General features: G+C 33.7%; 1 protein-coding gene and 1 pseudogene. Both read left to right on the top strand.

Annotated features, from left to right (window positions below; genetic code table 11):
• Positions 1–270, top strand: a pseudogene (locus FE392_RS23020) (hypothetical protein); the annotation flags it as partial.
• Positions 271–275: 5 nt separating this feature from the next.
• A partial coding sequence (locus FE392_RS23015) for a YhbY family RNA-binding protein (RefSeq protein WP_500692719.1) occupies positions 276–353 on the top strand: 78 nt, incomplete at its 3' end.

Below are 353 nucleotides of genomic sequence, written 5' to 3'. Positions count from 1 at the left end.
ATTCAGACGACAACGATAGGTATGCATCCGCACGTAGAATATACGCCATTACAAATTTGTTCGTTAAAAAAAGGAACGATTGTATCAGATATAATTTATAATCCATTTGAAACGAAAATTTTATGTGAGGCAAAAGAGCAAGGTGCAATCATTCAAAATGGTATTGATATGTTTGTTTATCAAGGAGCACTTGCATTTGAAATGTGGACAGGACGCACGCCAAATATCGATAGAATGAAACAATTAGTTATAGAAAAGCTTGGAGGCTAACATATATGTTAACAGGAAAACAAAAAAGATTTTTACGTGCACAAGCACATCATTTAACACCAATTTTTCAAGTAGGAAAAGGC

The sequence above is a fragment of the Xenorhabdus santafensis genome, from assembly GCF_033949405.1.
GTDB classification, from domain to species: Bacteria; Pseudomonadota; Gammaproteobacteria; order Enterobacterales; family Enterobacteriaceae; genus Xenorhabdus; species Xenorhabdus santafensis.
This window is presented reverse-complemented; position numbering and strand designations above follow the sequence as displayed.